Origin of the sequence: Methanobrevibacter sp. (assembly GCF_045603845.1) — an archaeon.
Lineage (GTDB): Archaea > Methanobacteriota > Methanobacteria > Methanobacteriales > Methanobacteriaceae > Methanocatella.
The window spans coordinates 1-7,369 of sequence record NZ_JAZUMY010000008.1 but is presented as its reverse complement, the minus strand read 5'-3'; the positions used below and the strand labels follow the sequence as shown (position 1 = coordinate 7,369).

The 7,369-nt window shown below is 36.2% G+C and carries 6 protein-coding genes and 1 pseudogene; 6 read left to right on the top strand and 1 reads right to left on the bottom strand.

Translation table 11 applies throughout. The features are described 5' to 3' along the window. The 4 genes and pseudogenes from rplP0 to thiI form a co-directional block, all read left to right on the top strand. Positions 1-579, top strand: a pseudogene (rplP0, locus tag ACKI2W_RS00625) (50S ribosomal protein L10); the annotation flags it as partial. Between the two features lie 60 nt (positions 580-639). Further along, positions 640-945, top strand: coding sequence for a 50S ribosomal protein P1 (gene rpl12p, locus ACKI2W_RS00620; protein ID WP_407378504.1), 306 nt, complete (start codon positions 640-642; stop codon positions 943-945). 167 nt (positions 946-1,112) lie between these two features. Next, entirely contained in the window at positions 1,113-3,812 is a 2,700-nt protein-coding gene (alaS, locus tag ACKI2W_RS00615) for an alanine--tRNA ligase (RefSeq protein WP_407378502.1), read from the top strand. A gap of 215 nt (positions 3,813-4,027) precedes the next feature. Beyond that, positions 4,028-5,176 (top strand): tRNA uracil 4-sulfurtransferase ThiI, encoded by a 1,149-nt coding sequence (gene thiI / locus ACKI2W_RS00610; RefSeq protein WP_407378500.1) that lies wholly within the window; start codon positions 4,028-4,030, stop codon positions 5,174-5,176. Here thiI and ACKI2W_RS00605 read toward each other — a convergent pair. Next, a complete protein-coding gene (locus ACKI2W_RS00605) occupies positions 5,173-6,627 on the bottom strand; it encodes a DUF2142 domain-containing protein (protein ID WP_407378498.1) in 1,455 nt (484 codons plus the stop codon). The two genes, thiI and ACKI2W_RS00605, sit on opposite strands and share 4 nt — an antisense overlap. A 101-nt stretch (positions 6,628-6,728) precedes the next feature. Between ACKI2W_RS00605 and ACKI2W_RS00600 the strand changes: the two genes are divergently transcribed. Next, entirely contained in the window at positions 6,729-7,127 is a 399-nt protein-coding gene (locus ACKI2W_RS00600; RefSeq protein WP_407378496.1) for a PaaI family thioesterase, read from the top strand. Between the two features lie 144 nt (positions 7,128-7,271). Then, the coding region (locus tag ACKI2W_RS00595; protein ID WP_407378506.1) for a fructose 1,6-bisphosphatase at positions 7,272-7,369 on the top strand (98 nt) is incomplete at its 3' end.

Genomic DNA, 7,369 nt, shown 5'->3' with positions numbered 1-7,369 from the left:
GATAAAGGTAAAATTGTAGTTCAAAAAGATACTGTTGTTGTCGAAGCAGGCGAAGAAGTATCTAAAAGTGTTGCAGCTACCTTATCAAGAATGGATATTAATCCAATGGAAGTAGGAATTGATTTAAAAGCAGTATATGAAGATGAAGCAATTTATACTTCAGACGTACTTGCAATCGATGAGGAACAAACTTTAGCAGATGTTCAAAGTGCTTTCGCTAAAGCGTTTAATTTATCTGTTAATGCAGCTATACCTACTGATGAAACTATTTCCACAATTATTACTCTCGCTTACACTAGAGCAATTAATGTTGGTGTAGAAGCAGCAATATTAACTTCAGAAACTTCAGAACCAATTATCGGACTCGCACAAGCTAAAATGTTAGCTATCGCATCAGCAGTTGCTGATAAAGCAGGTGCAATTGATGACGAATTAGCTGAAAAACTTGCTAATGTTGCAGTAGCTGCAGCTCCAGTAGCTGAAGAAGCTGAAGAAGAGGAAGTAGAAGAAGAGGAAGAAGGGGAAGAAGAAGCATCCGAAGAAGCAGCAGCAGCTGGATTAGGAGCTCTCTTTGGTTAAAATTTAATTTAAAATTTTTTAAGATATAAACATTTATTTAAATAAACTAATGGTGATAACATGGAATATATATATGCGGCAATGATTTTGCACAGTGCAGAAAAAGATATTAACGAAGAAAATGTTAAAAGTATTATTGAAGCAGCCGGAATTGAAGCTGATGATGCTAGAATCAAAGCTTTAATCGCAGCTTTAGAAGATGTTGACATCGACGAAGCTATGGAAACTACCGCTATGGCAGCAGCAGCTCCTGCAGCAGCTGCACCTGTAGCTGAAGCTGCTGAAGAAGAAGAGGAAGAAGAAGAGGAAGAAGAAGAAGTTACCGAAGAAGCAGCAGCTGCTGGTTTAGGTGCTTTATTCGGATAGATTTTTTTAAATCTATCACCTTATTTCTTTTTTTACTTTTTAACCATCGAAATTTTTGATCAATACCATAATCTATTTTTTCAGGATAAATTTCCGTTTATTTTTTGCTAATTTTGAAACTTATTTAACCTATAAAAAACATATATTTTACTAATCAATCTTTTAAAATGATTAAAATGGTAGAAATTTTTGATAAATTAGGTTATAAAAAGCAAACATGTAAGACCTGCGGACAGGAGTTTTACTCTCAGGTAGATAGGGATACTTGTGGGGATGCTCCATGTGATGAGTATGAGTTTATCGCAAATCCTGCAACAGACAAACCATACAACTTATATGAAATCCAACAGGTCTTTAGAGAATTTTTAGAAAGTGAAGGACACACTCATGTTCACAGATACCCTGTTCTTGCTAAAAGATGGAGGGATGATGTATTTTTGGTTGGAGCATCCATTTTCTGTTTCCAGCCTTGGATTACTTCAGGTCTTGTAAAACCTCCTGCAAATCCAATTGAAATGGCTCAGCCTTCAATCAGACTTAATGACGTTGATAATGTAGGAAGAACAGGTCGTCACATGACTTGTTTTACAATGGGAACTCACACAGTAATCAATAAGGAAGATGACTTTATTTACTGGGAAGATGAAACTATCAGGCTTTGTCATGAGTTCTTTGCTCACATCGGTATTAATACGGAAGAGATCACATTCATCAAATCCTGGTGGAGTGGTGGAGGTAATGAAGGTCCATGTTATGAGGTATGCTGCAGAGGGGTGGAACTCGCAACATTGGTGTTTATTCAATACGAAACCCTTGAAAATGGGGACAAAAAGGAAATTCCAATCAAGGTTGTCGATACGGGATACGGATTGGAACGTATCGCATGGATTTCACAGGGAACTCCAACCGCATATGATGCATGTTTCGCACCTGTTGTTGATAAATTGAAAGAGTTGACCGGTGTTGAAATTAATGAGGATATTCAGGGAAGAAATGCTCAGATTGCAGGAATGATGGATATTGAGGATATCGGTGATTTAAAGGAATTAAGACAGCAGGTTGCGGATAGCCTAAATCTCTCTTTGGACGAATACTTAAAAGCTGCCGAACCGATGGAAGCAATTTATATTATTGCAGACCACACAAGATGTTTGGCCTTCATGATTGCTGATGGAATCATCCCGTCCAATGTTAAGGAAGGTTACTTGGCCAGACTGGTTTTAAGAAGGACAATCAGATTCATGAAAGAGCTTAACATGAAGGAATCTCTGGCCGATGTAATGGCGATACAGTTGGATTTCCTGTCAAAATTCTATCCTGAAATCCGTGATTCTGAAGAGCATATAATGAATATCATTACTTTGGAAGAGGAACGTTATGCTGCTACTGTCAAAAAAGGAAAAAGCATCGTTAAAAGATCAATCAAAAGGCTTAAAAAAGAAGGAAAAAGTGAAATGCCTCTTGACATGTTAATAGATTTGTATGATGCTCATGGAATTCCTCCTGAAACTGTTGTTGAAATGGCAGGTGATGATTTTACTGTAAATGTTCCAGATAACTTCTTCACTCAGGTTGCAGGAGCACATGAAAAGGACACTACCCATAAAAAGTCTTCATTTAAAGTCGACTTCCCTGAAACGGATTTGCTGTTCTATAAAGATTTCTACCAACAAGAATTTGAAGCCGAAGTTTTAGGTCTTGTCGAAAAGGATGGCAAGAAATGTTTAGTCTTTGATAAAACAACATTCTATCCTGAAGGAGGAGGCCAACCTTCTGACATAGGTGAAGTTTCCATCAGCGGAAATGTATTTAAAATACCATATGCTGAAAAAATTGACAATGTTGTATTACATCATGTAGATGGTGACATTACAGATGACGTTGTTGGTCAAAAAGTCAGTGCCGGGATTGACTGGACAAGAAGGATAACTCTTGCACGTCACCACACAGGAACTCATTTGGTAATTGCGGCTGCAAGAAAAGTGTTGGGTCAGCATATATGGCAGGCAGGATCTCAAAATGGCCTTACAAGGGCACGTATAGACTTGTCACATTATAAACGTATCACACAGGAAGAGCTAAACGAAATTGAAAAATTGGCTAATGAATATGTGATGGAAAACATTGATTTGGATATTCAGTTCCACACAAGGGATGAAGCTCAGGAACTATACGGATTTGTACTTTACCAGGGGGGTATTGTTCCGGGTAAGATGATTCGTGTAGTTAAAATACCGGGTGTTGATGTTCAGGCCTGTGCAGGTACGCATGTTCCAAGAACTGGTGTGATTGGACCGATTAAAATCAACAAGACTGAAAGGGTTCAGGACGGTGTTGAAAGAATTGACTTTTCAGCAGGTCTTGCAGCAATCGATTCAATGCAGCATGACGGTGAAATCTTGCGTGAGAGTTCATCAATATTCAAGGTCGACAATGACCAGCTGCCGAAAACCTGTGACAGGTTCTTCTCTGAATGGAAAGCACAGAAAAATGAGATTGACAAATTAAAATCTGAAATTGCTTCCTTAAAAATGAACTCTCTTGCAGATGATTTCGTTGAAATCAAAGGCCTTAAAGTTGTTGAGCAATTAATTGACGGTGACTTCAAGGAACTTCAAAAGATAGCCACAGACTTTACAGATAATGGCAAGGCTGATGTTGTTATTATGGGTAACAATGACGGTAAAATCGTTGGTGCAGCATCTCAAAAGGCTATCGATGAAGGAGTCAAAATCAATGAAATAATCAAGACTGCAGCAGGCGTTTTAGGTGGTGGCGGCGGAGGCCGTCTTACATTAGCACAGGGTGCCGGTAAAAACACCGATAAGATGGATGAAGCATTAAAGACTGCTGTCGATTTAATCTAAAATTTTTTGAGAAAAGTCCATTCTTTTCTCATTCATGCTTTTTTTTAAAAATATTTATTAGGATTGAAATTAAAAATTATATGTGCTGTTATATTTTAGTAATATTTGAATAAACTTGTTCAGATATTGAAGGGATTGCTATTATCTTCAGCAAGATTACTCTTAATTCAAAGCGGGCACATTAATTAAGGGAATAACAAATGTGAGAGGTTTAAATGAAATATGATTTAATCGTTGCAAGATATGGTGAAGTAGGTTTAAAGAGTTCAAAAGTGCGTTCTCGTTTTGAGAAAAAACTGGTAAAAAACATTAAGGCTGCAATAGACTGTGACGTTGATAGAAATCAGGGAAGGATTTATATTTTTCCTAAAAATTTTGACGAGGCAGTCACGGATTTAAATAGGGTATTCGGTATTGTATCTTATTCTCCGGCCATTTCAACGTACAGTAACTTTGAAGACATTGACGAGACATTGGGCGGATATGTTGAAAACCTGATTGAGGAAGGCATCATAAATGAGGACACTAAATTCGCAATTAAATGCAGGCGTGTGGGAACACATGATTTTACCTCACAGGAAATGGCCGCATATTGTGGAGGTGTTGTCAGAAAAAGGATTTTAGCTCCTGTAGATTTGACCAATCCTGATTTGACAATCTTTGTTGAGGTCAGGGACGATGACACATTCATCTATCATGAAAAGATTCCTGGTCCTGGAGGATTGCCTTTGGGAACTCAGGGAAAGGTAGTCTGTTTAATATCAAGCGGAATAGACTCTCCTGTCGCAGCATATCTGATGATGAAAAGGGGATGTGAGGTAATCGCACTATACTGTGACAATGATCCGTTCACAAGCGCCAAAGCAAGGGAACTCAATGATGAAATAATCAATCAGCTTCAAAAATATGCTGCTGGAGTGCCTATCAAAAAGCGTGTTGTAAAATATGGTGAATACCTCCAAAAGGCTAAAGAGGAAGCCCCAGAAAAGATGACCTGTGTTTTATGCAAATCCGGAATGTATAAGCTTGCAGAAAAACTTGCAAATGAAATGGGTGCTCAGGCTATTGTTGATGGAAGCAGTGTCGGCCAGGTCGCATCACAGACCTTGGATAATATTCTGGCAACAAGATATGGCGTTGACATGCCTGTGTTGTCTCCATTAATCGGTTTGGATAAGATTGAAATCACTAAAATCGCAGAAGAGATTGGAACATTCGAAATTTCAAAAATTGATGATGGGGGATGCTCCGCAGTTCCAAGATATCCTGAAACAAGAGCTGACCTGCAAAGAGTTAAAGATGTCTGTGAAGCCATGAATCAGGATGCAGCCATTAATGAAGCTTTCAAAACAATTGAATATTAATAGTAATGGGTTATCGGCAGCATCATCAATCCGGTTAGGAATATTATTATGAACGTTAGGACATACATGTCCTTATTTTCTATTTTTTTATTTTTCAGATTGATTATTAAAGGAATCATAAATATTATCGGTAGGAAATACCTTGTTTGCACTCCCAATATCACATTTGAACCCACTGGAGTCCATTGCAGGTATAAAATTCCATAGATGCCAATATAAATAATCAGAAAGATTATTGATAGTATTATTCTCTTGTTTTTCTCCAAATCCACATCCAGTTTGTAAAACAACGAAAACACTAAAAATGATAGGATATACAGTATATTGAAGAGCTTGTATCCTTCAAAGTCGGCATAATGGAAATAATTTGATTTCATTATTAGCAGGTCAGGAATTGAAACTATTATATTTTTAGCCAAATTGATCAATACTTGTGGCTGTGAGATGATGAATTGTAGCTGTCCGCCACGTGACACGGTTGACGCCGGAGCAGTATCCGCAAAAGATACGAATATTGAGCTGACGCTTATCATGGTTAAAACAATCAATAATAAAGCAATTATCAAACTGTACTTTTTATGTCTGCTTTCTTCATAAGGCAGTATTAATGTTAAAAAAGCAAGAATGACGTATGGTGGCTTAATCAGGCTGATTAACAGGATTGAAATGAAAAATACTGCCAAATTTTTCCTGTTTATTTCGTCGCAGTACATTTTGATGAAATAAGTTATGATAATCAGTGAAAACGTTAAAATAAAAGCATCATAGCTTGGAGAAGAGGCCTGGGATAAGCAGAGGGGCATTGTAGCTATTATAAGTAACGGCAGTTTAAATTTTGGGATTGTTCTTATCATGAAGAATGCAACAATTCCATATAACAGCAAATTAGCTATTCTGGCAAAATATAATGCCCATATTTCAGTCAGATTCAATATTTTGGCCAATAGAATTCCCAATGCAGATAATATGTATGAATAAAATGGGCTGTCTGTCGTATATTCCCAGTATCCCTTATGGTCAGTTATCGGATTATTGAAATCGTGATTAATTATGGTCGCACCATTCTGGGCTTGATTCATGTTAAAATAATAATTATTTACATAAACTCCATTTTCCGTCATGTTAGGATATAGGTGGCCTTCAGACATCAGTTCGGCCCTTGTGAAATGTGTGGCTTCATCCGGAAAACTCATTGGAGGGGCTAAAAACACCATCATCAATCCAAATATGATTATCAAAACCAGTCCTATTTTATGCAGTTCCATCTTATTTTTATAGGCATAATAAATACTGGTTAATCCGATAATCGTTGTTATTAATAGAAAAATTACTTTATACTGATAATCTGCAAACAGTTTCTCATTATACATTGCAAAAAGAAAGACAATCACAAAAACAATATAAATGAGCATGTATTTCTTGTAATCATTAAAGTAATTTTTTACATCCATATTAATTGATTTTGTATTTATGTATTAAATAGTTTGTATTTTCACTGTTGAATAGATATTTTTAATAATTATTAATATTAAATTCTTTAATAGGTGTAAAAATGAGTACTTTTAATTCTATTGAAGAAGCAAGGGAATTTTTTAAAGGCGATAAGTTCGCAACCAATCTTGGTGTTTTTCTGGAAAAATTGGATGATGACAGTTGCGAATGTAGTTTGGAGCTGAATGAAGGACATAAAAATGCCGTTGGTGGAGTTATGGGTGGAGTCATGTTCACTTTGGCTGATTTTGCATTTGCCGTTTTGTCCAATAATTTGCATTCTCCTACTGTTGCACAGCAGGTTAGCGTTAATTATCTCAGCGCTCCTAAGGGAAATAAGTTAACGGCTAAAGCAGTATGTAAAAAGAATGGAAGAAGTTCCTCTATCATAAATGTTGACATCACTGATGATACCGGAAGGGATGTTGTACAATTTATCGGAACAGGATTTAAATTATAACTTTATTTTTTCTTATTTTTCGAATTTGATTTTTGATTAGCTATTAATCATAATAATTATATACTAATCAAACCAAAAATATTACCATATGCTTAATTAATTTTTTAAGTTTATATAAAACTTAATTTTATTGAGGTATTTAAAATGAAAACAACTGTTAGTGTAATTAAAGCTGATATTGGAAGTGTTTCTGGTCACTGTGTTGCACACCCAGAATTAATGGACATTTGTGATGAAGTTTT